22 protein-coding genes and 1 tRNA gene are annotated in these 24,435 nt (G+C 58.0%); 5 read left to right on the top strand and 18 right to left on the bottom strand.

What is annotated here, in order from left to right; all coding sequences use genetic code 11:
- Positions 1-337 precede the first annotated feature (337 nt).
- The 9 genes from ACRWA7_RS08655 to ACRWA7_RS08695 form a co-directional block, all read right to left on the bottom strand.
- Complete coding sequence (locus ACRWA7_RS08655; RefSeq protein ID WP_438392296.1) at positions 338-1,114, bottom strand: EAL domain-containing protein; 777 nt, start codon at positions 1,112-1,114, stop codon at positions 338-340.
- 145 nt (positions 1,115-1,259) lie between these two features.
- Positions 1,260-3,506 (bottom strand): molybdopterin cofactor-binding domain-containing protein, encoded by a 2,247-nt coding sequence (locus tag ACRWA7_RS08660; protein WP_438392727.1) that lies wholly within the window; start codon positions 3,504-3,506, stop codon positions 1,260-1,262.
- Complete coding sequence (locus ACRWA7_RS08665) at positions 3,506-3,982, bottom strand: (2Fe-2S)-binding protein (protein ID WP_060818375.1); 477 nt, start codon at positions 3,980-3,982, stop codon at positions 3,506-3,508. Before ACRWA7_RS08665 ends, ACRWA7_RS08660 begins: the two co-directional genes overlap by 1 nt.
- A complete protein-coding gene (locus ACRWA7_RS08670; protein ID WP_438392297.1) occupies positions 3,979-5,217 on the bottom strand; it encodes a c-type cytochrome in 1,239 nt (412 codons plus the stop codon). The genes ACRWA7_RS08665 and ACRWA7_RS08670 overlap by 4 nt, the downstream gene beginning before the upstream one ends.
- Positions 5,218-5,597: 380 nt before the next feature.
- On the bottom strand, positions 5,598-6,104 hold the full coding sequence (locus ACRWA7_RS08675; RefSeq protein WP_438392298.1) for a hypothetical protein: 507 nt from the start codon (positions 6,102-6,104) through the stop codon (positions 5,598-5,600).
- Between the two features lie 106 nt (positions 6,105-6,210).
- Entirely contained in the window at positions 6,211-6,717 is a 507-nt protein-coding gene (locus tag ACRWA7_RS08680; protein ID WP_438392299.1) for a hypothetical protein, read from the bottom strand.
- Positions 6,710-9,034: a hypothetical protein gene (locus ACRWA7_RS08685; RefSeq protein WP_438392300.1), complete on the bottom strand. Its 2,325-nt coding sequence runs from the start codon at positions 9,032-9,034 to the stop codon at positions 6,710-6,712. Before ACRWA7_RS08685 ends, ACRWA7_RS08680 begins: the two co-directional genes overlap by 8 nt.
- The gene (locus ACRWA7_RS08690; protein WP_438392301.1) at positions 9,031-10,575 is read right to left on the bottom strand and encodes a site-specific integrase; all 1,545 of its coding nucleotides are present in this window, start codon (positions 10,573-10,575) and stop codon (positions 9,031-9,033) included. Before ACRWA7_RS08690 ends, ACRWA7_RS08685 begins: the two co-directional genes overlap by 4 nt.
- Positions 10,576-10,577: 2 nt before the next feature.
- The gene (locus ACRWA7_RS08695) at positions 10,578-11,816 is read right to left on the bottom strand and encodes a site-specific integrase (RefSeq protein ID WP_438392302.1); all 1,239 of its coding nucleotides are present in this window, start codon (positions 11,814-11,816) and stop codon (positions 10,578-10,580) included.
- A 271-nt stretch (positions 11,817-12,087) separates the two neighbouring features.
- On the opposite strand from ACRWA7_RS08695, the gene ACRWA7_RS08700 reads away from it, so the two are divergent.
- From ACRWA7_RS08700 to ACRWA7_RS08715, 4 genes are all read left to right on the top strand, one after another.
- On the top strand, positions 12,088-12,345 hold the full coding sequence (locus ACRWA7_RS08700) for a hypothetical protein (RefSeq protein WP_438392303.1): 258 nt from the start codon (positions 12,088-12,090) through the stop codon (positions 12,343-12,345).
- A 30-nt stretch (positions 12,346-12,375) separates the two neighbouring features.
- The gene (locus ACRWA7_RS08705) at positions 12,376-12,663 is read left to right on the top strand and encodes a BrnT family toxin (protein WP_438392304.1); all 288 of its coding nucleotides are present in this window, start codon (positions 12,376-12,378) and stop codon (positions 12,661-12,663) included.
- Positions 12,629-12,964, top strand: a complete 336-nt coding sequence (locus ACRWA7_RS08710) for a BrnA antitoxin family protein (protein ID WP_438392305.1) — start codon at positions 12,629-12,631, stop codon at positions 12,962-12,964. Before ACRWA7_RS08705 ends, ACRWA7_RS08710 begins: the two co-directional genes overlap by 35 nt.
- A 132-nt stretch (positions 12,965-13,096) precedes the next feature.
- Positions 13,097-14,056, top strand: a complete 960-nt coding sequence (locus ACRWA7_RS08715; protein WP_438392306.1) for an SOS response-associated peptidase family protein — start codon at positions 13,097-13,099, stop codon at positions 14,054-14,056.
- 216 nt (positions 14,057-14,272) lie between these two features.
- Here the strand turns inward: ACRWA7_RS08715 and ACRWA7_RS08720 are convergent.
- A tRNA-Val gene (locus ACRWA7_RS08720) sits at positions 14,273-14,347 on the bottom strand.
- Positions 14,348-14,610: 263 nt separating this feature from the next.
- Between ACRWA7_RS08720 and ACRWA7_RS08725 the strand changes: the two genes are divergently transcribed.
- A complete protein-coding gene (locus tag ACRWA7_RS08725; RefSeq protein ID WP_438392307.1) occupies positions 14,611-16,989 on the top strand; it encodes a hypothetical protein in 2,379 nt (792 codons plus the stop codon).
- A 362-nt stretch (positions 16,990-17,351) separates the two neighbouring features.
- On the opposite strand, the gene ACRWA7_RS08730 is transcribed toward ACRWA7_RS08725, so the two are convergent.
- The 8 genes from ACRWA7_RS08730 to ACRWA7_RS08765 all read right to left on the bottom strand — a co-directional run bounded on the left by ACRWA7_RS08730 (position 17,352) and on the right by ACRWA7_RS08765 (position 24,432).
- Positions 17,352-18,413, bottom strand: coding sequence for a phage late control D family protein (locus tag ACRWA7_RS08730; RefSeq protein WP_438392308.1), 1,062 nt, complete (start codon positions 18,411-18,413; stop codon positions 17,352-17,354).
- Complete coding sequence (locus tag ACRWA7_RS08735) at positions 18,410-18,829, bottom strand: phage tail protein (protein ID WP_438392309.1); 420 nt, start codon at positions 18,827-18,829, stop codon at positions 18,410-18,412. The genes ACRWA7_RS08730 and ACRWA7_RS08735 overlap by 4 nt, the downstream gene beginning before the upstream one ends.
- Before the next feature lie 19 nt (positions 18,830-18,848).
- Positions 18,849-21,680, bottom strand: coding sequence for a phage tail tape measure protein (locus tag ACRWA7_RS08740; protein WP_438392310.1), 2,832 nt, complete (start codon positions 21,678-21,680; stop codon positions 18,849-18,851).
- Between the two features lie 2 nt (positions 21,681-21,682).
- Positions 21,683-21,796 (bottom strand): GpE family phage tail protein, encoded by a 114-nt coding sequence (locus ACRWA7_RS08745; protein WP_438392311.1) that lies wholly within the window; start codon positions 21,794-21,796, stop codon positions 21,683-21,685.
- A gap of 8 nt (positions 21,797-21,804) precedes the next feature.
- Positions 21,805-22,107, bottom strand: coding sequence for a phage tail assembly protein (locus ACRWA7_RS08750; protein ID WP_438392728.1), 303 nt, complete (start codon positions 22,105-22,107; stop codon positions 21,805-21,807).
- A gap of 152 nt (positions 22,108-22,259) precedes the next feature.
- The gene (locus ACRWA7_RS08755; RefSeq protein ID WP_438392312.1) at positions 22,260-22,769 is read right to left on the bottom strand and encodes a phage major tail tube protein; all 510 of its coding nucleotides are present in this window, start codon (positions 22,767-22,769) and stop codon (positions 22,260-22,262) included.
- Positions 22,770-22,841: 72 nt separating this feature from the next.
- Positions 22,842-24,014 (bottom strand): phage tail sheath protein, encoded by a 1,173-nt coding sequence (locus ACRWA7_RS08760; protein WP_438392313.1) that lies wholly within the window; start codon positions 24,012-24,014, stop codon positions 22,842-22,844.
- Between the two features lie 76 nt (positions 24,015-24,090).
- Positions 24,091-24,432, bottom strand: a complete 342-nt coding sequence (locus ACRWA7_RS08765; RefSeq protein ID WP_438392314.1) for a hypothetical protein — start codon at positions 24,430-24,432, stop codon at positions 24,091-24,093.
- Positions 24,433-24,435: the final 3 nt, after the last annotated feature.

The following is a 24,435-nucleotide window of genomic DNA, read 5'->3' on the forward strand; positions in this document are numbered from 1 at the left end:
CGCCGTTATATCGCGGCGGGAGTCGCATTTTATGCCGGAAATCTGGCAGCGTGATGATAGTTAAGCCAGGGCGATAGTCGGCCTCGGCATAGACGCGCATGCAAGCTGGTTCGCATCGCCGTGCTGTGAAACCTGCTGATTGAGCAGACTACTTTTCAGGCAATGCGGCTTATGATCGCGCCGTGCATCCGCGGTCGGAAGTTGCTTGCTTCGTCGGTAGAAGTGATATCGCCGGCCGTGAATAGCGCCTTGTCGCATGTACCGTATAACGGCCTCGAACTGGAAAACTTGAGCGGCAGCTTGTCTCGCCAGTTTCCAGCTTGCGTAGAACCCGGTATCAGCCTGCGCTTGCTATCGTTGGCATTGCCTTGAAGGCGGGCTTCGCGAACAGGTAGCCCTGCATCAGCGTAACGCCGTTCGCCACAAGGAAGTCGCGCTCGCCGGGTGTTTCAATACCCTCGGCAATCACACGAATCCCCAGATCCCGGCAGATCGTGAGCACGCCGCAGGTAATCCGCTGACGCACGGAATCGGTATCGATGCCACGCACCAGCGCCATATCGAGCTTGATCAGGTCCGGCTGGAAGTCAGCGAGCAGCGTGAGGCCGGAGTAGCCCGCGCCGAAATCGTCGATTGCCGTCTGAAAGCCGAACGACTTGTATGCGCGGAAAATCTGCACGAGATGCGGACGGCTAATGATGTTTTCGCCCTCGATTGTCTCGAAGATGATCCGCTCGACCGGAAACCCGTGCTTTTCAGCCGCTTCGAGCGTACTGCGGATGCATGCGGCAGGCTGATAGACCGCGTTCGGCATGAAGTTGATCGACAGGAACGTCTGCATTCGCATTTCTGTAGCTTGCGCGATCGCAGTGGTGCGGCACCGCTGATCAAAGTAATAACGGTTCGCGTCGTCCACCTGCGCCAGCACCGACGCCGCCGACTCGCCATTCGGACCGCGCACGAGGGCTTCGTGTGCATAGGCGCTGCCCGATTTCACATCGACAATGGGCTGAAACGCGAAAGCCATTTCAATGGGTGCAGTCTCGCCAGCGTTGCAGCCGCCGCAACGGCCGGGCTGTCCGGCCGGCTGTTCCGGGTCATGGATTTCGATCATGTTCGAACGCCGTCAGGAAAAATGGGTTGGCATGCCGCTGGCGCATTATTGCAGTTCCGCCTTCTATCTTATCGGGCATATGACTTTGCTACTTTAGAGGTATCTTTGTAAATACGCGTTTGCCTGTCAAAAAGCGGTTGCCCATTCACGCCTTCAAAGGGTCGCCCGCGAGCGGCAGGTTGCTCACCCGCTTGCCGGTGGCATCGGCGACAGCATTGGCCAGCGCCGCAGCGGCTGGCCCTTGTGAAGCTTCTCCCACCCCGAGGAACGGTGTGCCAGGACGGTCGATCAGGTCGACATCAATGCGTCCCGGCACCGACGAAAACCGCAGGATCGGGTAAGTGCTCCAGTCGAAGCTCGTGATGCCATGCGCCTCAAAGGTGGTCTGCTCGAAGAGTGTCCAGCTCAGTGACTGGATAACTCCCCCCTCGACCTGATTGCGTGCGCCGTCGGGATTCACGATCTGCCCGCAATCCACCGCGCACGCGACGCGTTCGACCTTTACGCCGCCGGAGTTGCGCTCCACGGTGACTTCCATGGCAATGGCGCAGTACGCCATCAAATTCTTGTACTTTGCAAAAGCGAAGCCCACGCCGTGATCCGGCTTACGCGCAACAGACCGCGCTGCTGCCCAGCCGAAACGGGTGCAGGCTTTCTGAATGACATCGCGCGCACGGGGATCGTCCAGATGGCGCAGGCGGAATTCGACTGGATCGAGCCCTGCATTGGCCGCCAGTTCATCGATAAAACTTTCTATTGCAAACACATTCATGTATGCGCCGAGCGAGCGCATGGCGGAGCCGCGGATTGGCATGTCGAGCAGGAAATGCTCGTGCACATGCAGGTTCGGCACGCGATAAATCGGCACGCTGTTCCGGTCGCCGCCACCTTCGGGCATTGGAATTTCCTTGGGCGGCGCGGGTGTCATCGGCGTGGCGAGCGACCACGCAGGCATCAGGCGGCCGGCATTCTCAATGCGCTGGTTATGCGAGTTGCTCCAGATCTCGCAAGTCCAGTCGACGATCTGACCGCCTGCATCGAGCGATGCGCTCAGGTCGGTAGTCATTGCCGGGCCGAAGGGTTCCCACATGTGTTCCTGTTCTCGCATCCATTGGACCCGGACGGGCCGGCCAGGCACCGCGCGGGCGATCAGCGCGGCGTCGGCGGCGGCATCGTCCGCGCCATTGTGGCCGTAGCATCCCGAGCCTTCCATGTGCACGCAACGGACGTTGTCCGGTGGCATCGACAGCATCTCGGCCAATCCGTTGCGCAGCGGAAACACGCCCTGAGTGTGAGTCCAGACCGTCAGGTGATCGCCGTCCATCAGCGCCACCGCGCACGATGGCCCGATCGAACCGTGCGTGAGGAACGGTTTCGTGAAGCGCCGGTGCAAGGTCTGCGCGGCAGGTGCGGCGGGGCTGGAGCGATCGGCGACGGCGATGTCCTGAGCGGGCAGGGCGCGCAAGGTCGCGTGGATGGTCGCCTGCGTGGGGAGGGGCGGACCGGCATTCCAGCGGGCCGCCGCCGATAACGCGCGCATGGCGAGGATCGCGCGCCATTCGTCGTCGGCGACAACGGCCAGATAGCTGCCGTCGCGCACGACCTTGATGACGCCGGGCATGGCCTGCACGGACGCGATATCGACCGAAGCGAGCGTTGCGCCATATGCGGGTGGGCGCACGGCGCGCGCGTGAACCATGCCTGGCAAACGCAGGTCCTGCACGTAGCTCGCGCGGCCGGTGACCTTGCCCGGAATATCGACGCGCTGTACCGGCCGGCCAATGGTCTCGTAGCTACGCGGATCCCGGCGCGGCAGTCCCGGCTGCGCCTGCTGATGCAGATTTACGCCGCTGACGGCCTCGCCGAATCCGAGGCGGCGGCCATCGGCGGCCACCACCTCGCCGTCCTTGACTGTCAGCGTTGCCGCGTCCACGCCGAGCTTGGCCGCCGCCGATTGCAGCAGCAGGCCGCGCACTTGCGCCGCAGCGTTCGCGATCGCGGTGCCACTGTCGGCGACCGAGTGGCTGCCGGCCGTGTAGCCTTCGTTCGGCGTGGTGGCGGTATCGGCGGTGAGCAGCGTAAGGGCCGATGGCGCAATGCCGAGTTCTTCCGCCGCGATCTGCATGAACGCGGTGCGGATGCCGGTGCCAAGCTCGGCTTTTCCGGTGAACGCCGTGACGTGTCCCTTCTCGTCGATACGGATCCAGGCGTCAAGCATCGGCGAAGTCTTGAGGCTGCCGGGCAGATCCGGCGCGGCGGCGGTAAACGTGCCCGCTTCGGTGGTCGAGCTTTGCGCCATGACCCGGGCGGCCGCTCCCGGCAAGAGCGAGAAGCCGACCATCACGCTGCCTGCAGTAAGGAAGCGCCGTCGCGCGGCGCTGTGTTCGGGCATCATGCGCGTCCCGCCGCTTGAGTAGAGGAGGAGGCCGCCGAAACGATTGCCGCGATGATGCGCATGTGCGTGCCGCAGCGGCACAGGTTCGGCTCCATGTGCGCGCGGATTTCATCTTCCGTGGGCGAAGGCGTGCGATCGAGCAGCGCCTGCGCGCGCATCACCATCCCCGCGATGCAGTAGCCGCACTGCGCCGCCTGTTTATCGATGAACGCGCGTTGCAGCGGGCCGGGTTTGTCGGCTGTGCCGAGTCCTTCGATGGTGATGACCCGGCGCTCGCCGATGGCCGCAACCGGCATCAGGCACGAGAATACCGGCTCGCCTTCGACTATCACCGTGCACGCGCCGCATTGCCCGAGGCCGCAACCGTACTTGGCGCCGTGCAGTTGCAACTGGTTGCGCAGCGCGTAGAGCAGAGGCGTGGATGGATCGATGTCGAGCGTATGACGCTCGCCGTTCACAGTCAGCGCGATCATGGTGTGGGCGTTTCCTTGCGGTACTTCGCGACGTCATCGGCCTGAAGCTGCCACGGCGTCCGGTTGCTGTATTGTGCGCGAAGATAGTTTGCGAGATCGGCGATCTGGGCGTCGGTCAGCATGCCGGCGAACGGCGGCATGCTGACGCTGGCCTTGCTGCCTTGCGCGGGCAGTCCGTCGAGCATCACGCGCACGAGATTGCGCGGGCTATCGCTATTCACCGATGTACTTAGCGACAGCAACGGCCTGCCGCCGACCACGTTCATCGGCGCGTGCGCGGCGTGGCAGGCCGCACACGAAGCTTCGAACAGGGTTGCGCCTGCCTGCTGCAAGCTTGCGCCGGACGCGACCCGCGCGGCGGGAGCGGCAGGGGGCGGCGTTTGTATCGACATGATGTAGGCGGCCATTGCTTCCACATCCGCTTGCGATGCGTTCGCGAGCGAGCGCGTCACCGGCAGCATGGGTCCGGCAGCCGCGCCGTGTTCGCTCGCCACGCCCGTGCGTAGATAAGTGCTCAACTGCTCGCGCGTCCATGGCGTAGACGCACCCAACAGCGTCTTGAGCGATGGCGCATCCCAGCCGTCGATCACGGCGCCATCGAATGTACGGTCTTTCTTTTCTGCGCCGAACACGTTCAGAGGCGTATGGCACGCGGCGCAGTGGCCGAGGCCATCGACCAGATAACGGCCGCGATCCAGTTGGGGATCCTGTGTGCGGGACATCGGTTCGGGGGTATCGGCGTGCAGGTACAACAGGTTCCACACTGCGAGCAGCGGCCGGAAATTCAGCGGGAAGATTAGCTTGTTCGCGGGCGCAGTTGCCTGCACTGGCGTGCGCGACATCATGAACGCATAGACCGAGGCAATGTCCGCGTCCGTCATGTGGGTGAAGTGAACGTAAGGAAAGGCGGGATAAAGCAGATGGCCGTCGCTCGATTTGCCACGCCGCATGGCTTGCACGAACGCATCGAGCGTCCAGGCGCCTATGCCCGTTTTTGTGTCCGGCGTAATGTTGGTGGAATAGAGCGTTCCGAACGGCGTGTGAATTGGCAAGCCGCCCGCGAATGGCGCGCCGCCCGAGGCCGTATGACACACGATGCAGTCGCCTACCGCTGCAAGCTGGGCGCCTCGCTGCACAAGATCAGGGTCGGCCGCCGGCGATACCCCTGGCAGCGCCGCGCCCGATGCGGCGGCGATAGTCAAAACTGCTATCCGTAGAATGGCCTTGACGTTCATCTTTTTCGCGCAGTTGGAAGCATGGATGTTACATGCAGTTCTCGATGTGCCGACGGAGACTACTTTGACACACGCCGCGGGAATCGACGCCGGGCAAGCTTAAGCCGCCCGAAAGCGGACCTTTGAATCTGGCTGCAAATGGACATTATTATTTAGCTGCTACTTAAAAAAGTGATTCTTGGCACCTAGGGCGTGGTGTTGCGAAGGTCTGTTCTTCGACTCTTCCTTTATTTATAAGGTCGAAGTTATCCACAGGCGCAGAGTATTTGTCGAAGTGCTGTTGCGCTAACGAAGAGCACCCCAGCGTTGCGCGCCCAAGCGCGTAGTGACGCAACACCCGTGGCTCATCGCCGACACGACATGCTTGGTGGTTGTTGCGTTCACGCATATTGATCCCCGGCTGCTCTGGTCCCGAGTCGCCACAGCATGTCGATGTTTTTCAGATATGTGGCGACGTCCTCGGGTGCCGCGTGGATGATTGAATGTAGCGAGCTATCAATGCTGTTCACTTCCGCCGTCCACGGATCCTCAAGGCTCGTGCAAACGCTCTCAACATCGTCACGATAACGCTGCAAAGTCGGCTCATCCCACGCGTCTATGACGGCCGGCGCCAGGAGTATCGAGAGCACACCTTTTCGTTCCCCGATGAATCGAACCGGAGCCAGCAGGCCACCAAGGTAAAGGATCAGAATCGCATCGATGATCCGCTCGTCGTGGTCCTCATCCCAGACAATAGCGAAGTCAAGAAACGTGGCGCTCTGGAGCGGATTCAACAGCTCATCGTGCCACGTCGGTACTCGCAGAACGGAGTAGTGACTTCCCCGGCCGAGATGGCCCACGGGACGAGTTTCATCATGCAGCGTCTGGAAGAACGGGCAGTAGGACATGTGACACTCCTTTCGGGAGAGGGCGGCGCCAGCCGCGAGGCTCAGCCATTTCGTGGCAAAGCGTTCGACAACCGTTAGCATACCGCTATAGCGCTAGACCAAGAACTCAGCGTCGCTTCTTCGCCGGGCCACGGGCCGGCTCGACGCGAGAGTCCGGGGACATCGCAGACACTGCCGCCTCCGGCAGCGCACCAAGCTCGGCGAGTTTGTCTCGTGCTTCCCGATACGGCTCGTAGAACTTCGCCCACGTGCTGAAGCCACCCAGTTCACCAACGGCGCGTAGCATGGCGAGGTGCGATGCCGTCAGCAACTCAACGGTCGACTCGAGCTCTGCGATCCGGATATTCTTGTCGGCTAGTGATGTTGCCGTGTCTGCGCCGGACCGTTTCGCAACGCGAGCGCGCCAGCGCCGATACTCCGCCTGACGCTGCTGATATTCAGCGAGCAACTTGCTTCGTGGCTCACTGCGCGTGATAGATGATGCGGCATTGATGGACGGGTGCAGTCGGGCGACGGCGCGTGCCGTAATGTCTGCGTCATCGGCCAGCAACGTTTCGAGGATCTCGCGCATTTCGTTGTCGTTGGACGGTGCAATCTCGTTCGGTTTAGTCATCAAGTACTCCACGTTCCCGGGGCTGTGACAGGTCCGGGCCATCAGGGAAGGGACGTTCTCCTGGTGGCGTCGTGAGGAGCTTCTGTACGCCGGCCAAGCGCTTTTCTGCGTGGTCAAGCTGGTTTTGCCAGCCGATGCTGGTTGATGGTCTAGCCTTGATCGACTCAAGGGCAAGCTTGAACTTGCCCTCGAGCCGGATCAGGTTCTGCCGGTTCTCCGGCAGGTCGGTGGCCGACAGATGGCGGCAGTCCGCGAAGCACTCGAGATGTTTGGGGCAGGGATCGACCGTAAATGAATTCAGGCAATGCCCATACGGTGTGACATGGAAACCGTCCGCTTCGGCGCGCAGGTACTCGTACGCGGCAGTGTCGCCCTCTGTTGCCTGGATGCGCCGGAACGCGTCCACGATCGGGCCATTGGCCTTGCCGCCCTTGATGAGCCTGGCAACCGTGCTGGCTTTTTCACCGAGCATGATCTCGATGTCCTGGGGGATCTCGATCTGGTCCAAATCTTCTGCGAGGCTGCGATGGTCGTACTCGTAACTCTGTGCGACGCTGCGCCGGTTGAAGCGCTTCGAGATGATGGTGTCGGCGACGCCCAGCCGGAACAGCTCGGTGTTTTGCAGATGACGCAGCATGTGCGACTCGATCTTCAAGGCACGGTCTTCGTCGGTCTGTCCGTATTTTTCGAACAGCGACGGCAGGTCCTTCGAGTCGCCGAGCGCCTGTCCGATGAACGTAGGATCAGGCCGGTTGACCGCCATGTAGCGGGTCACGTCGCAAACGCCGTCGTTGCGCTCCTCGGCGAGCGAGCGCTTGGGCTGAACGAACAGAAACTCCCACGGTTGCACCACGCCGACCGCAAGCGGCAGCGGTGTTATATCAGAGACCTTCGTCGGGGTCGCCGAACGGATATGCTCCTCAAGCTCGCCGATGTTCAGATAGCTGTCATGCCATCCCGCACGCTGTCGGTCCCCGATGGCCCTACCGTCAGCACGGCGGACGCGAAGGGTAGTGTGTCCGTCCCGCATTTTCTTTAGTAGTCTGCTTCCGAACTTGTAGACCGCCATATCAAGTCCGACCGGACCGTGCAGATACCGTTCCGTCTGGTGACGATACAACTCAATCAGCACCTCCGGATCGAATTCCTGCCGGTAGCGCTCAATGAACGGTTCCCGTTTGATGTCCAGCCAGAACGGGTTACCCATCAACCGCGTATAGATTTCGATGATGGGCACGAGGCCGTCGCTCGGGTACCACGGAAGCAGACGCCCTGTCTCGCATTGCAGCTTCAGCGTCGCGCGTAGCGGATCTGTGAGCTTCGCGATGTGGTCAAGCGTCTCAGTCAGCAGAGCCCGGAACATGTCGGGAACAGGCTGGGTGTTTTCACGCAGGAAGCGGCTGTCCGACTCGTCGTCCTGCTGCTTTTCCGCGAAGTGCCGGGCCATCAGCGACGTTGAGATTCCACCGGCTTCGCCGGCAGGCCGCCCCTTTGAGTCCAGATACGTCCGCTCGCGCTTCCAGTCGACCGGCAACAGGGCAGCTTCGCCCGCACGCATGCCAGTCACGATCATTGTCCGCACGGCGGCGAACCGCAGATCGTCCATGAACGTCCGCGGGCTCTCGGTCATCACGATCCGGGTCAGTTCCCAGAACGCCCGGCGTTCGGGTAGCCGCTCCTTGCGCTTGCGTGCCTCCAGGTCGGCGCGCAACTCGTCCTGCGACCAGGTATGTTTCGCCTTGATCACGCTTTTCGTACGCATGCGCGCACTGTCTAGCGACGGATACAACTGCCCCACATCGCAGAGGTGCTGGGCATCAAGAATCACCTTGACGATACCGGCGACCAGATCGCCAAGCTTGCCGCTGGCCTGTATCGCTGCTCCAATGCGGATCGCGATACGGAGATCATCAACGGTTAGCTGCCAAGGATCCTTTTCCACGCATGTTGCAACCACCCGGAGCGGGCGCGCGATGTGTTGCATGACATGTCCGGTGGTGTTCCGTTTGAACAGTAACTGTTCGGTAACGGATGCCTTGATCAGGTCCTGCCAGGCCGGCGAGAGAGGGCGCCGGGGCAGTGGCGCCAGGCCCTGCTCAGCGCGCTCCGCATTGATGATCGCGAGCGCCTTCGCATCAGGTCCGAGATCTCGCAGGTAATGGGTCGGTGGCGGTACGTCGCCGGCAATGACAGTAAGATTCCAGCCGACGCCGTCGCATGCGGCGCCTGTTTCGTCGAGAGGCATGTCCCATGACAGGCCTTTCTCATGGGCCAGCGCTTTGCCCAGATCGATGAACGCGGAGTAGTGTGGATTCATCGATTCTCGCCTTCCAGTTCCTCGATGACCGACTGTATTTCAGCGATCGTGCGCTGCAGTTGCAGGTAGGCTGGCGAGCTGGTGTCGCCGCGAGAACTCTGATCGAAGAACACCACTACTTCACGCATGGCGGCTAGCACGTGCTCATGCATCGCCTTATCGTGCAAGGGCATGAACTTCCTGCATCCATAGCACGACGTGACCGGGTTGTAAGGGCAGGCAGGTTGCCCCGAAGAACATCCGCCGATACCTGCAATCGGAATGCCGTGAGGCACACCAGCGATCTGTTGCTCACCTTTAAGAAGGGTGAGCTCTTCCGGGGAGATGAACCGGTCGTGTGCAATTTTCGCCACGCGTCGGTATATGTCCGATGCGCCGAGTGCACGGTTGACGCGCTCCGCGTGAGTGGCAGATGTTTCGTAGTAAACGAGCCCGGTCCGCACATTGGAATGGCCCATGAATTCGGCGAGCTCCTCGTGACTGGCACCGGCGTCAACGAGTCGTTGGGCCGCTGTATGTCGCAGGTCCATGGCCGTACCGAGATCATCAGAACCGATCAGTTTCCTCACCAGCGTGGCAATGCGCGCTCCCGCTTCGTAGTTCGATTGAACAGCAAAGAAACGAGCGGCACCAGCAGCTCCTTCAGCTTGCCGGTGACCATTAAACGCAACGATGATCGGAGCCCATTCTCGCTTGACCCGGCGCGTGAGTGGCTTTCTTTTTGAGGTACTTTTCTGCTTGGCCATATGGAAGGTCAAATGCACCGTCGGCGGACCATCCGGCGCATCCTGCCAGATACGCACATTTCTCATGCTCAGCATCGCGATCTGGATCGGACGCATGGCAAACTGATAGGCACACAGCAACATGCCGGCGTCGCAGAGGTCCTCGTGTGCTGGAGGTGCGCTCACGGACGACGTGAGAGCTGAAACCGTTTCGTCCAGATGCCTCACGATCGCTGCTTCTTCGTCGACCGATAGAAAGACATCTCCAGAATGCACTCCAGCGTGCGAATCTGTTGCAGGACCAGGCAGGGAAGAGCGTATAAATTCTTCATACGTCGGAGACCAGCCGCAAAGTCGGTGGGCACACAGCAGCCGCAGCAGTGTTTTGCCGAAGCGGTACGCATCCTGAGGCAAGTCGCGAGCGCGCATGACGGCCCATTCACGACCGATTTTGTGCGGGCCGGCGTCGACCAGCCTTTCGACTTCGGGAACCGAGAAGTGCATCGCTCCACTGGCTGCCTTGAAGGCGGAAACGACATGAAGTCCTTTGCCTAGCAGAAACAAGAAGAGCTGCTTCACCAGCATGCCATATGCGCCTGGACAACGATCGAAGTCCAGCCTGTGCAGCCGCCCATATATCAACAGTTCGAATACCACAGTGTCCGCGGGCGAAGTGATCGAGCGGGTAGCGTCATCAAATTCGTCGTAGTAGCGGATGATGGGAGGAAGCGCTGGAAGTCGCGAGACCACGTCGGCGATCAGATCTCCGGCCTTGCGAGCGACATCCGCAACGCCGATGCTGCGGGGCACTTGCATGGTCAGAGCCCTTTCGGGATGGCGCGTAGCAACGCTACCTGGTCATCGAAACTGTCATTCCACACGTCCGCTAGCCGGTCCTCGAACACAGCCCGCGCGTAGCGTGAGGGCATCAACGATTTCTTTGACCATCCGAAGAACGCTCGCATCTTCTGCAGTGCCTCATCCATCGCGTCACCGCTATCCAGCAGTTGATGTAAGCGCACGACAGCGCTTGTGTGACGCAGGTCATGCGGCATAACGGAATCCTTGCCACAGCGATCGCTCAATTCACGACGTACCGGCTCCGGCAACACATTCGAGACTTCGCGAAACGCTTTTGTCAGCGATTCAGTCGCGAGCGGGTTGCCAAGATATGAATTAAGCAGGAAGGGGTGGCTCGGGCGGCCGCGATAGTTTTCAACGTAGGTCTGGACCAGCTGAGCCGTTAGCCCACTGACAGGAATCTGTCGGACAGAATGGACTGTTTTGATGCTTGGCTTCGAGTACCGCGAGTCGATCGTCTCATCGGCTTCGCCGTCCTCATATTCGTTCTCCTGCACATTGAGCCAATAACGCGGTGTTTGCCTTTTCTTGTCAAAGCCGGACTTTACACAGTCGGCTGTAAGCAGCAGCAACTCGCCACGCCGCAGTCCTTGATGCAACATCAGCACGAAGGCGATGTAAATGCGCCAGCGGGTCTTCGCACGCGTGAACGGATTCCCACTCGACTCCGGGTCCAGCAGATCGTAAAGCGCCTCCACGACGGATGCTGGCAATGAGCGGACGGTTTCAACCTGACTGGTTTTCCGCACATGCAATTGGCTGTATAAGGTCGAAAGCCTGTGCAAGCGCGCCTCGATGGCTCGCAGGCGATCATCCGGAATTCGGCTCTTGGAACGCCATGTCACCACGTCCGTCACAAACCCGAGGCCGGCATGCCAGCGCAGCTCGTCGGCTCGGGTGGCTCGCGGCCGATTCCGGATCGAGACAAACCACGACTCAAGAACGTCGGCCAGCGCGCCATCATCGACGCCAGCAAGCGCATCGTCGAGACCGTTTGGTCCCAGAATCCGGTCCGCGTGCTGGTAAAGGTCCTCGATGTACCGAAGCTTGCCAGTTTGGGTCGATTCGGCCAGATGGCCCATCGACATGATCAGCCAGACGTTGGCCCAATATCGTGGAATTGCAGACTCACCGACCAGGGTGACGCTTCTCAGTTGGCCCGGAACCAGCGAATCCGATAACTGGAGGAAAGTCATCGATCGACGCAACGGTAAAAAGGTGCCAAATGATATGAAGCTGTTGCGTCGAATCCATGACAGCGAGGCGAAATCCGCAACACTTCTTTAGATACCACTGAAGTAGATAATTTATATTATGTCAAATTTTAAGCGTCGTAAGAAACGTCTCCAAAACACAACGCACTCCCTCCTTCTAGCCGCCTGATCGGGCGCGCTTCTCTCTCTGTTCCCAGCGTACGGCCGTATTACGTTACCTTTCGCATCCGTAATAAATTGGAGATTTCGTCAGATGTTTGATTTGTTCGGCGAGGTTGTCGTGACCCACGACGACCTTCACGCATGGGTCGAAGCCGTCGCACCGGCCTACACGTCCAGCACACGGAGCTTTGAGCACTACGTGCGCGGGTGGTCGGTGGTCGAAAAAGTACGGCGTGCAAAGCTGGACGGGACTTACGAAACCACCATCGAGAAAGCGCACGAGTCCCGCGCTAACCTTGTCCGGCGACTCGGCATGCAGGCTTTCACAACCAGCCGGGCACGTTCTTGAAAATTCAAATTAATGTATATACAATAAATCATGCAGATCGAATTTGACCCGGCTAAAGACCAGATCAACCGTGAGACGCACGGTGTTTCCCTGGCCCTCGTCGAGGAATTCGAGTGGGACAGCGCAATCGATGTGCTCGACGAGCGCCACGACTACAACGAAGAACGTTGGGTTGCACATGGCTTTATCGGCGAGCGCCTTTTCTGCGTGGTCTACACGATACGAAGATCAGCTCTGCGCGTGATTAGTCTACGCAAAGCCAACAAACGCGAGGTAAATAACTATGTCAAGCAAACGCAAGATCGTGATGCCCACTGATGCGGAAGACGCTGAAATCAATCGCGGCATCGCGGCCGATCCTGACGCGCGCGAACTGAGTGCCGATGAAATGCGCCGGATGCGGCCAGTTCGGGAAACGCTCGCCGAGCGCGTTGGAACGACGGCCGCTGACACACTGCTTAAACGACGTGGTCGACCGCCCGCAGAAGTCACTAAGGAAGCGATCAGCTTACGCTGCGACCGTGACTTGGTTGAGGCATTCCGCTCAACCGGTGACGGCTGGCAAACCCGAATAAACGAAGCGCTACGCGAGTACGCCACATCGCACCACATGCTTTAAACCGAAGCCCGCACCTTGCGGGCTTTTTCAATTTGACGGGCCGATAACAAGGAATCGCGCCACACAATCACAAATCGGCTCTACGCTGATATTCATGCCACTGCGTGGCCTTTAGCTAGGGAGATTCGCGACATGTGCTATTCGGCTCAGATCGTGGCGGATTACCGCAAATATACAAGGATGTTCGGCGCGGACATCGACATCCATGAATACGTCCGGCTGTACTGGGATCGCCAGAGCGGCAGCAAGATCAAAATTCCGAAGGCAATGGGGATGCCCTTCTCCGACCCGACCACGGACGACGAACGCCGGATCAAGACGTCAATCGACGCATTCGACGCGGACCAGATCGCGAAGTTGCAGCAAGACCTAGCCAAGCAGCAGGCGCGCTTGACCGATGCCGAACGCACACTTCAGACAAAGCCCACCAAAGCGGCGGGCGAGAGCAAGCGCATTGCCACTGACAAAATCGCGTGGACGATAAGCAAGCTTGCGGACGTTCGGCGCACGAATTTGACGCAGGGTGATTCGCGTATCTTTCCCGGCCAATACGCCCCTGTCATGGTCGTTGAAAACGGCCGGCGAATCGTCAAACCGATGCGTTACCAATGTCGACCGGCAGGAAAACCGGCGTTTTACGACGCGAAATATCCCGGCACTTATAACGCTCGCCGTGACAACCTGGAGGGTTTTTGGAAAGACCTGTTCGGCCATTCGCACGGCCTGATGATCGTCAACTCGTTCTACGAGAATGTCAGCCGACACAAGTTGGAGCAACGAGAGCTTGCAGAGGGTGAGAAAGATGAAAATGTCATCCTTCATTTCAAGCCAAAATTGAGTCAGGACCTGCTTGTCGCGTGCCTGTGGTCACGCTGGAGCGGCAAGGGAGAATCCGATTTGCTTTCTTTCGCGATCGTTACGACCGACCCGCCAGCCGAAATTGCGATCGCTGGACATGATCGCTGCATCGTTCCGATCAAGCCCGAGCACGTTGACGCTTGGCTCAATCCTGATCCAGCGAATCTCGCGGCTCAGTACGCGATCCTCGATGATCCGTCTCAGCCTTACTACGAATATCAGGTAGCTGCGTAGTTTTCCGCCCTGCTCTACGCGACATTGCGAATTCGACCTGAAGGCTCAGATATAACCTGCCGTCAATACTGATCGGGACCGCGCGCTTACGTTGTATCGCGTCTAACGGCTTGCAGATGGGTGAGCGCATCCTTCGAAGTACAAAAAGCACAAGGCCCTTGGCTGTAACGCCTGAGGGCCTTGTGCTGCGGGGCTATGTGAGGTTTCCCGCGGATCTGGTGGGTAGTACAGGGTTCGAACCTGTGACCCCTGCCGTGTGAAGGCAGTGCTCTACCACTGAGCTAACCACCCAAGTTCTTGCATTACACTGCCTTATCAAGTTGCAAAACGTCGGTACCTGTTTCCGACAGGATCAGCAACTCTACTGCGGCTCGGTCATGGAGTGCCAAAGGAGCGAAGCAGCGCTTGGAAGCTCGGTAGTATAGCGATGTTCACGGCGCTTGCAAAGCGCATTTATAGCAGTGTGTTGAAGCAACGCGGTAATATGTCTGTTAGCCGCTCCAGCAAATTTAAGTCATCTTTTCGTCCATCATTCTTAGAAAAATAGGTCCCCAATGAGTTTGGTCACAGAACTTGCAAAAGCAAAAAGTGAGGAAGACGTCAAGGATGCATACATCAAGGCTTTGGGTCTAAAGAGCACCACCAAAGGGCTCATTGACATACGGACTGATGAAATTTGGTTTGAAGCAAAAGCGGCTCACGCTCCACCAGTCCTTATGTTTGCACAACTACTCTTTTACGTGAGAGATGCGCGAAAGAAAGGTGAACGCATTCCACCTTTTCTAGCAGTCATTGATCGTGAAAAAGCGGCCATCATGGAAACGGCCAAGGCGTTGCCGATCATGACCGATAAAACAATCACGTGGCCTAAATCAGCTTCTGCGGTAGACAAGAAAGTTGCTGCGCAGGCGGCTCCGTATATTGAAACCCACTTTGTTGTTTTCAAGCTCGATAGTCACGAGAAAGAATTTATTGCCACCGTCAAGAAGGCAATCAAAGATGGGAAGCTGGTCCGTACGCCGATCACTCCAGCCAACTTGCGCCAGGTCTTTGACACGTGGGTAGAAATGATTGGAAAGGAGATCGAGGGCGTTAGCAAATCGGAGCACGCTCTTTTATTCTTTGCTGACATCATGCATGACGGCATCAAGGCCGCGATGGCAAATCTGCCAGCCCGCCTTCTGCATGAAGATGACCGCCCAGTCTTTTTGCTCAACGGCAAAACTTACGAGCTGTCTAGTGACCGGGGATATCGAAAGTTCTGGACAATGTACCACCGTCCCCCAGAAGAGGAATACCGTGGCTATCTGCTTGAGCGCCGAGACAGTTTGCTTCCTCTCGATGAACGGAGCTTCAAAGGGGCTTTCTATACCCCGCTAGTCATCGTTGATAAAGCCTATAACCTTCTTGCCGAATCTTTGGGCCAAAACTGGCAGAAGAACTATGTAGTGTGGGACATGTGTTGCGGTGTGGGCAATTTGGAAGTTAAACATTCCAACCACCGAAACATCTTCATGAGCACGTTAGACACGGCCGATATCGAAGTCATGACTGCGAGCCTAACCTGTGTTGCCGCGACAAAATTTCAATACGATTACCTCAACGATGACATCACGGATGCAGGCGAAATAGATTATTCCTTGAGCAAGAAACTGCCTGCCGCGCTACAGGAAGCTATTGCTGCCGCGAAGGAGAAAAGGAAAGGTGCAAAGAAGATTCTTGTGCTCATCAATCCCCCATATGGCGAAACCGGCTCTGGCATCGGCAAAGGGGACACGAACAAAAAAGGCATAGAAAAATCGAAAATCAATGCCCAGATGAAATTTGGCTATGCAAGCAAGGAACTATTTGTTCAGTTTCTAGCACGAATTCAGAAGGAGTTGCCTAACGCGACCCTCGCCATGTTCAGCAAACTCAAGTATGTAGTGGCACCAAATTTCGAGACGTTCAGAGCAAACTGGCAAGCCGAATATCTTGGTGGCTTTGCGGTTCATAGTAAAGCTTTCGACGGTATCAAAGGGGACTTCCCTATCGGGTTTTTGATCTGGGACACGTCCAAGAAAAAACCCATCACAACCATCACTACTCAAGCACTAACGAAAACCGGCGAGTTCGTCGGCGTCAAAGATTTCACTAATGGTTCGGCTTCGACATACCTGAATAAATGGATCACGCCTCCAGGAACCAATGACGACTTGGCACTGCCACTTTCAAATGCATTCACGATTTCGACTAATCCACGGCTAAAGAAGTCGTGCGACAGCATGATCGGCTACCTATACGCTAGCAACAACGATTTGCAGCATGCTGGTCAAGAAACGTTGATCACTTCTTCTATCTACACAGGAGGCAATGGCGGCGGATTGTATATCACCAAAGACAACCTTCTGCAGTGCGCGATAGTTTTCTCGGTTCGTCGCTTGGTCAAGCCCACGTGGCTCAATGATAGAGACCAATTCTTGCAGCCTACCAAGGCGCTTCCTGACGAGTTCAAGTCAGATTGTTTGGTTTGGATGTTGTTTAATGGCAGCAACCTTACCGCAGGGTGCGACGGTCTTGAATGGAACGATAAGAAATGGACTCTTGTGAACCATTTTGTTCCGTTCACGGAAATTGAGATGGGCGCTACCAAACGCTTGGAGTCCAGCTTCATGAGTGATTACCTTGCAAAGCTCAAGCTGTCCGGTGATGCCAAAGCCCTGTTGGGTGAGGCCAAGAAAATCTGGAAGACATTTCACGCGACGCGCTTGGAAAAGCGAATCCGCGACGAGTTCATGCTGAACCGCTCAGATGCTGGCTGGTATCAGGTCAGGCGTGCCTTGAAAGCAAACAGCGAGAACGAGGAAGTAGACTTCTCACCGTTTGAGGACGCATACGAAACTCTGACCTTAAAGCTAAGGCCTAAAGTCTTTGAACTGGGGTTTTTGCTATAGATCTGTCAAAAGGCATGTGCGTTTAGATTTCCAGCACTGTCTTTTACTTCGCCACTGCATATAGAAGTCTTTCGCGATAACTGCGGCCATTCGCAGCAAATGATAATGCGCAGGGTTTGAGCATCCGGCCCTGACGTCGAAACAGTCGTTCGGCGCTCTGGTCTTGTGTGGCCGCTTCGGCCAATTACGCGCCATTGATGCTCGGATGTCGGAAACTGGCCGCCGACTGTCGCAGCCAGTTGCATTCGCGCCCTTGCAAAGCCAAGTGCGAGCCGCTGCAAAGGACAACGAATAGTATCGGCCCCTGAGGTCACGGCATAGCGCTAGCATCGAAACACAGCATTTCGCAGGACTGCCTGCTTCTACCTCCCGCCCTTCCTGAAATGCGATCGATGCCGCTCCGTCGTCGGATCGTCGCGCACTTCTAACTCAAGGCTCGTCTCAAACCCGCCGTCAGCAATGGTATGCGTGGCCTCTTTAACCAGCCATGGTGTCGCATCAATTTCGGGTTTAAATCCGGTGACCGTCACCGGCATTTCGGGAAACAACTCAGCACGGCCGCAAGCCAGTTTGTAGCTCATCGTGGCCTGACTACGTTGAGTACGTGCAAACTCAGCTTCGGCCGCCGCTCTCGCCTCTGCTTCGCTCGCATAGTCTTCCGGCAGCACCTTCACATTCTTATTGTTTTCGCCGCCCACAATCACCGATTTTCGCTTGCCCTTCGCGTTCGAGTGCCAATGCGCGCGCACGGCTGTATAGCTCTCGCGCTGCGCGACGTGGTATCGATGGCCGTCACCGCTTGAGCGCGTGAGGTTGAGCACGGTAAGCGCCTGTCCGCTTACCGTCTTGCCGGTTCCAATCGGCATGAACAGCAGCCGCATATCCTTCACGTTCATTACCGCGTCGTAGCGCTTGGCAAGGCGTGTGAGAAACGACATGTCGCTTTCATGGGTCTGATCGATGTGATCGATCGCCACCTTGGCGAGCGTCGCAGCAACAGCAGCTTTAAGCGAATGCCGACCGGCTATCGCGCCCACGATCGCGCCAAGTGTCTGCCCGTGCCAGCTTTTTTCCCGGCGCACATGCATCTCGTTCGTCATTGACGCCGATTTCGCGCGGATCGTGATGATATCGGGTGCACCGCTCGCTTCCGCTTCATCGACCTTGAATGTGCCCTTGTCCACCAGCGATTCACCTGCCCATCCTATCGATAGCTTGATGTCAGCGCCACGCTTCGGAATGGCTAGGTCATTCTTCGAATCATCGAGCACGATGTCGAGCGTATCGGAATTTCCTCCCCTGCACTCGCGAAGTGTCAAACTGATCAGCCGCGGTGCAATGATGCTAGACAGGTCTTTTCCATTGAGCGACACCCGATAGTCAGCCTGAACAGCGCGCTTTTTGTCGACCTGGCTGTCGCTCATTGTTCGGCCTTCTGTTTGCTTTTGGCGCTCTCGACCAGAGCATCGTCAACGCGCTTGAGGCTCAGATTGAACTCAATTTTTCGCGGTACGCCTTCGGCCGTGTGATACGTCTGCGTCTCGTTAAGGCTCTCGATAATGAACGCACCATAGACCGTGCCGATACCATCGACCAGCACGTAGGCCGCGCCGATATCGGCCATGGTGGCGAGTTCATCGAGCGATGCAATCGAGCCGATCGACTCGGGCGCAACCATGCCGTTGACCGTAATCGTGTCGTCGCCTTGACCCGTAAACTGCGACGCGTCGCGCGCATTGACTCGCGAGGAGGTGCGGTGCTTCCAATTGCGCTGCCGCTGCAATTCCTTAAACGGCGCGGTCTTGAGGCTGAAAACGAACTGGTCTAGCGAAAACATCATGGTCCCTTCCCTCCACCGATTAGCTCGCGGAATCCGACAACCGTGAGCCGATGCGCGATTGCTTCTGACGCTCGATCTGTTCGATCACACTACGCACCTGCGCCGCGATTTCCTTCGGGTCGCTGCCGCTGATCTGAAAGATGTACTGCGCCGGGGCGGAAACGGCCTGCGCTGCGCTTGCGGCCGGCGTCGTACTCAGTGGCGGCCGGGTGTCGATGGCGACAGTGCTACGCACGAGCGGCACGGCGTCACGGGCCATTGCCGCACCGTTCGCGACACCGGGTGCACCGAATGATGTGGCCGCGACGGCGGCAAGGCCGATCGCGGCCTTAGCGACGCGCCCCTGTTCGCCATCCATACCGAGTGCTGCGCCCTGGCCGATGAAACCGCCCAACTCCCCGAACACGCGCGACGGGCTATGGATGCCGAGTTTTTCCTTGAACCATCCGACCGTCGAATCGGCCACATTCGTGATGGCGTCTTTCACCGCGCCGAGACCGTTCGTAATGCCGTTTACGAGGCCCGACAGGATGTTCGCACCGAACTCGGTAAATTTCGCGGGCATGTCGATGCCGAACCACGACATGACACTCGCGAACGCCTGATAGAAGAGGCCAAGCGGGGACCAATTGACGATCAACGCCGCGATGCCCGCGATCCCGCCGCTGAACGCTCCCTTGACCGATTCCCACATGCCTGACAGCTTGCCGCCAAGCCAGCCCCATGCCGCGCCGGTTGCGCCCTTCGCGGCCTCCCATGCCGCCGACACCTTGTCGCCGATCCAATCCCATGCCGCACCCGCACCGGCCTTGATTCCGGCCCACATGGCCGCGAATTTCGGCCCGAGCGTGTCCCAATTCGCCAAAATGTAGACGGCCGCCATCGCGATTAGCCCGATCACCGCGAGCAAGGGGTTTGCCATCACCAAGCGCCCGAGCATCGCGAACGCCTGCCCGACCATTTTCAGGCTACCGACAAAGCCACCGCGCAACACACCACCCAAGCCGCCGATCACGCGCGCGAGAATGCCGCCCTGCATGCCGAGGGTGGTCATGCTGAATTTAAGAATCGCCAGCGGCCCGAGAACGCCCGCCAGAGCGACCGTGAGCGTCCCGGCAACCACCAGCACCCCCGCGAGCACGGCAAGGGTCGTGATGATCACCTTGGCCGCTGTCGAGTGCTCTTGCATAAAGCCGATCACCTTGTCGGTGGCCTTGGCCGTCACCTCAAGCGCGCTGTTATAGATCGGTGATACCTTCTCACCAATTTCCAGCTTCAAGTCGCGGATTTTCGCGAGCGCCGCGAGTTCGCGGCCCTGCGTCATCTGCTGGCCCTTCGCGTTCAACTGATCGATGCCATTAGCGCCCGTGTTCAAGCGCTCGTTTTTGTGGATCTGATCTTTCTGCATGTACATGGTCGTGAACAGATTGGCCGCCGTACGATTCGTGAAAATCGTGGCGATCATGTCTTTCACTTTGTCCGGGTCGGTGATGCCCTTGGCCGCCAACTTGGGCAGCAAGACTTTTTCCAGCCATTCAAGCGGCGACGCCTTGAGCATGTCGCCCCCGGCAAGCGCGCCGGGGCGAATCTGCTTAATCATGCCGATCTTGTTGTACTCCACCTTTTTCTTATCCAGCAAGTCAAGGGCCATCATTTGCTTGGCCGCCTTGACGGTCGTTTTACCCTGATAGACGTTGCTGTATGCGGACATTAAGCCCGTGCCCACGGCGTGACCGCCCATTTCCTGAATGAGCGGTTCCATCTGGTAGTAAAACGCGTCCTTACGCATCTGCTTGGCAGCGACGCCACCGGTCTGAATGAAGTTGCGCCATTCGTCGCCACCGACGCGGCCGCCCGTCGCGGTCAGCACCTTTTGCACCATGTTTGCTTCGTCCTTGAACGTCGCTTCGTCCTTGGTGCCGCCGCGTAGCTCGATCACCTTGAGCATGTTCATGAACTTTTCTTCGTTCGCGTGCGCGTCTTCCGCACCGAACATTGATTCGTTCGCAAACTTCATCTTGGCAAGCGTGGGCATGACCATTTGCGCATGATGTTCGTCCGCGAAAATGGTCAGCGAGTCACGCATCATCGTAAGGTTATCGGTGGTGCTGGTGCCGTATTGCTTCATCGCGCGTGCGTATTTCACTGCATCGGCCGACGCGTGATCGCCAAGCCCAAGCGCCTTGATACGCATCATCTCGGCTTCGGCACTCTTTGATTGGTCGAGGGTTTCGCGCAGATCGCCGAGCACGTGCATGCCGGTACTTCTGGCCGCATAGCCGCCGATTGCCATGTTGGCGGCCACGCCCTGCATGGCCTGCATTTTAGTGCGAGCGGCCGCGACCTTTTTCTCGCGCTCGCTCAATGCTTCGAGCTTGCTGGTCTGCTCTGTCATCCTGACTGTGGTCGCGGCGATGTTCGAGCGCAAGTCGCGCTCGTGCTGCGAAAGGTTTTGCGTGTTGATTCCGGCCGTCGCAAGCTGCTCGCGCAGTTCGCGCAAGCCGTTGGTTTGCTTTTTATGCTGACCGGTGAGCGCGGCCGCTTCCTGCTTCGCCTTCAGGAAATCCCTGACCATCTGCTGCGTGGGCGGCCCGAGCGTGTGCAGCGATCCGGCAAGCTGTTTCACCCGACCACGTGCGGCGGCAAGCTGCGTGCCAGTCGCATCAAGCCCGGTACGCATCTCGCGAAACGAGGCGACGGTCTTCTGCGTCTTGCCCATGTCCGCCAGTTCGCGCCGGGTTTCCTTGAGCGAAGTTGCCAGCCCTTTATTGCCAGCGAGCATGTTTTTAAGCGGCTTGGTCATGTTGTCGATCATGTCGAACATGACCCGCAGTTTTAGTGCGTTATCCATTGCTATTCGCTTCCGCTACGTTGCCGCGCTCGCTCGCGCCATTCCATCAATTCCACAAGGCTGAAAGCGTCCATCGTGGCCGGTGTCCAACCAAACACCGTCGCGATATCGGCCATGGGGTCTTCTACACGATCAGGGATTCCAGTTTCAATTTCACGGCTGTCGGCATCAAAAAACCGGAAAAGATACCTCCCAACTGCACGAGGTCAGCCGGATCCATGCGCGCCACATCGGCGTCGGTGAGCGTGGGCGAACTGATGCGCGGCAGCACCTTTTGCAGCGCGGCCACATCGAGATTCACGAGGTCAGACAGCGACGTGCCACGCAGTTCGCCCGAACTTGGTTTACGCAAGGTCACGTGGGTGATGGACTGCTTGCCTCGCACAAGCGGGGTGTCGAGTTCGTGCGTGTTCGGGTCTTTTTCCATTTTCAGATCGGACGCGTCAGATACGTCGGTGATATCGGTCACATCGGGTTTTTGGTTGGCAGTTTTCATGGTGTTATAGGTCGGGTCGGAAGAAAACCCGCACAAGGCGGGCGAGTTCGAATACAGCGTCTAATGGTGTTCAAGCCGCTCGACTACAGACCGATTGCAGTACGCAGCGCCGAGAGCAGGTCTTTCCCGTTGATTTTCTCGATCATGTTGATGAAGTCGATTTCAATCAGGTCTTCACCGTTCACCGACAACTTGTAATAGCTGGCAACGGTGGTGACCTTGAACGCGGTGTCTTCCTTAGCCTTCGCCGTGCCGGGGTCGATTTCCATGTGCCGACCTTTAACGACGATTTCCACCGAGTCGTAATCCTCAGAGTCTTCAGCCTGATAGCCGCCCGCGAAACGCAGCAGCACACCGTCGTGCTTCGTGATGCCGTACTGCGCGAGCACTTCTTTCATGAAGCCGCCGCAGGTCCATTCAAGCTGAATGCCCTCCTGCCCGAAATCGATCTTGATTGGACCGCTCATACCGCCGCCCTGATAATCCTCCATCTTGCGGGTGAGTTTGGGCAAGGTTAATTCCGCGACCTTGCCCGTGAAGTTCGTCCCGTTATGGAACAGGTTGAACCCCTTCAGTTTGCTTGGCATACCCATGGTGTCTTAACTCCTGATGTGGGCGTTCGTGACGCGCTCGCGCGAATGGTCACACGATTGCACGTACACGGTTTAAGCCGTGACGCGCGCGGCGAAATCGGCGAGATAACGATCGGTGATGCGCTGGCGCAGCACGAGGTTTTCAAGCGGTGGCACCGGCGTGTAGTCGTAGTCGATGTAATCTTTGCCGGACTTCAATACGTCGGTTGTATTCGGCTCCGGGTCGTACCACGACGAGCCATCGATCAGATAGCCATTCGCTTTCATCTCGCGAAACTTGCCGTTGATGCTCTCAATCACGTCGCGCGGCAGCGATGGATTGAGCGGTCCATCGACCTGGGGCATTTGCGATTCTGCGATTGTGTCCGCCAACACCTGCGCCGTGCGCGTGTAGTTCTCGAAAAAGAATATGTTGTCGTCGGCGCACGTGCGCGAACCCCAAAACCGATAGCCGTCGCGATTAACCAGTGTCGTTACGCCCATCTCGTTTAAGTAGCCTGCATCAGTGGCCGGGTCCTGCAAATCCCAGAATACGTCTTGGCTGATGCCCGTTACGCCATTGACGCCGACGTTCGAAATCGTCTTATGCCAGCCAGTCACTTCATCGATTTTCGCGCGCAAGCCGAGCGCGTAGGCGACGGCCGGGACCTCGATCGCGCTATTCAATACCGAATCCCACGCGAGGAAATTCGGCCAGATCACCATGACTTCGCGCTGGCTGAATTGCTTGCGATAGACCCCGGCTTCTTCCTTCGTTTTTGCGCCATAGGCGGCTACGTACGTGAACCCGCGCAGCGACTGCGCGAGGCTGCCGAGCGCCGTGGCCACCGCCTGCGTGTCGAGGCCGGGTGCGCCGAGAATACGCGGTTTCACGCCAAGCTTCATTTGCGCGGTGAGCAAGGCTTTCATGCCGGTGTACTTACCGGTTGGCGTCACCGTGCCAATCACGTTCGTGGTCGTTTCGGCATCGGTCGCACCTTCGGCGACGCGCACGACAACCGTAAAGGGTTTCGTTTGCTTGCCAATCGCATCGAGCGTTTTGTAAAGGGTGCCACGCGTGCCTGCCTTGCCCAATGCGGAAACCACATTGGTAATCAGTACGGGCGTGTCGAGTGGGAAGGTTGTTGCATCGGCATCTTCGCCCGTGCAGATGACGCCGATAACCGCCGTCGAGATGGTACGAATCGGGCGCGATCCCTCGTTGATTTCGAGGACCCTGACGCCGTGGTGATAATCCTGAGCCATGTGTTTTTCCTAATCCGGTATGGTGAGAGAAAACGGGAGACGATCTAAGGCGGCTTTGGTTGACCGATGGCGAGCGTCAGGGGACCGGCTCGGCGACGATTTCGGCGTCGCCGAACAAGTAGCGGTTCGGGTTGCTGATGGTCGGATCAGAGCCATCAACAGGGGCTTTGGGTGCAGGCGCAGCGAGGCGCATCTCGCAGAAGGCGACCGCATCGGCTCCGACCTCGGGAATTCCTTCGATCATGACGTTTGCCATCGCGATCGATTGCAGGTTGTCCCGCACCGCCTGTTCGTCATAGAAACTGGCGATATCGACAAAAGTTGTCTCGGCTAGCCTGTCGACCGCATAGCGGCGCACGATGTGGAACTCGGCCGGTACTCCGATCGCGGCGATACGAATGGTTTTCTTCAAAGGCATGTT

This window comes from Caballeronia sp. DA-9, assembly GCF_051615025.1.
In the GTDB taxonomy this organism is placed as follows: Bacteria; Pseudomonadota; Gammaproteobacteria; order Burkholderiales; family Burkholderiaceae; genus Caballeronia; species Caballeronia sordidicola.